The sequence below is a fragment of the Synechococcus sp. H55.2 genome (assembly GCF_047462495.1).
Taxonomy (GTDB): Bacteria; Cyanobacteriota; Cyanobacteriia; order Thermostichales; family Thermostichaceae; genus Thermostichus.
The window spans coordinates 11,863-13,467 of record NZ_JANSJH010000074.1 but is presented as its reverse complement, the minus strand read 5'-3'; the positions used below and the strand labels follow the sequence as shown (position 1 = coordinate 13,467).

Genomic DNA, 1,605 nt, shown 5'->3' with positions numbered 1-1,605 from the left:
TATCCCCTCTGGAAGCTGTTGCAGCGAGCCTTGAGCAGCGAAGGGGAAGGGCTTTCCTTTGAGAACATCCGCTGGTTGCTGGAAACGCCCCGCGTCCATCTGGCGCTGGTTCACAGCCTTTGGGTGTCGACGGTCTCAGCCACATTGGCGCTGGTCGGCGGCCTGGTGCTGGCGGTACTCACCACCCAGACAGATTTGCCGGGCCGCGGCATCCTGCGGGTGCTCTTTTTATCTCCCCTCGTGGTTCCGCCCCAGGTTTTGGCCTTGGCCTGGATCCAATGGGCCGGGCCGGTGGGCTATTTGCAGCAGGGGCTGCGCTGGATTTTGGGGAAGCAGGGATCCCTGTGGAGCTTCTACACGCCGGGGGGGATCATTCTGCTGCTGGCTCTTTTTGTGCTGCCAATTGCCTACCTGACGCTGGTGGCGGGCTTGAGCCGGCTCTCCAGGCAAGCTCAGGAGGCGGCCCAACTGGATGGGGCAAACCTGCTGCAGGTTTGGCTCTTCATCACCCTGCCCCTGTTGCGGCCCTCTGTGGCGGCAGCGGCGGCGCTGGCCTTCCTGGGGGCCTGGGGCAATTTCGGGATCCCGGCCTTGCTGGGGATCCCAGGACGCTACCTGACTTTGCCCACCCTGCTGTACCAAGAGGTGATCAACTTCGGCGGGGATGGGTTTGGGCGCAGCGCGGCGCTGGCGTTGCTCTTTGGCCTGCCGGCCCTCTTCTTTTTGGCCTGGTCACAGCAGCCTCAGGAGGGGCTGGATCCAGGCGAGGCCCCTCCGGATCCCTATCGCTTGGGCTGGCTGGGTTGGCTGCTCAGCGGGATCCTCTTCGCCGCAGCCTTGCTGCTCATTCTCGGGCCTTTGCTGGCCATGGCTGCAACTGCCCTGCTGCGGGCCTATGGCCTGCCCTTAGTCTGGTCTAACCTGACGCTGGAGCATTTCCGCCTGGTTCTTTTTGAGCTGGAGCGGGCCCGCCGCGCCACGCTGCACAGTTTGGGCTTGGCGGGAGGAGCAGCGCTGCTCTGCAGCGGGATGGCGACGATCTTGGGCTATGCCCTGACCCGGTTGAAAGTACGGCTGCTGGCGCTGCTCAGCTTCCTCGTGGACTTGCCCTATGCCCTGCCGGGCCTGATTTTTGCGTTGTCCCTCATTTTGGTGTGGTTGCCCCCGCCCCTGCCGGGTCTGAGCCTCTACGGCACCCTATGGCTGATCCTGATGGCCTATCTGGGGCGGTTCTTGGCCCTGGCGCTGCAACCGATGCAAGCTGCTTGGCGCAGCCTGGACACCAGCCTAGAGGAGGCAGCCAGCCTGGATGGGGCATCTCTGCTGCAAACCTTTCGCCACATTCTGCTGCCCCTGCTGGCACCGGCCTTAACGGCAGCGGTGTTGCTGGTGTTTTTGCAATCTTTTGCCGAGCTGACCCTCTCTGCCCTCTTGGTAACCTCCCGCTCGGAAACCTTTGGGTGGCTCATCTTTGGCTTGCAACAAGGGGGCTACACCCACCAGGCGGCGGCCCTGAGCACCCTGCTGCTGATCGTCCTGTTGGGTCTAGCCGCAGGGATCCAGGCGCTGCGGCGGCAGGTCGGGCAGCCTTGAGCAGGGGATCCC

General features: G+C 63.9%; 1 protein-coding gene. It reads left to right on the top strand.

Annotated elements, in window-relative coordinates; genetic code table 11:
* Positions 1–1,593: ABC transporter permease (locus NW844_RS09410; RefSeq protein ID WP_414335130.1), on the top strand; the 1,593-nt coding region annotated here is incomplete at its 5' end.
* Between the last annotated feature and the right edge of the window lie 12 nt (positions 1,594–1,605).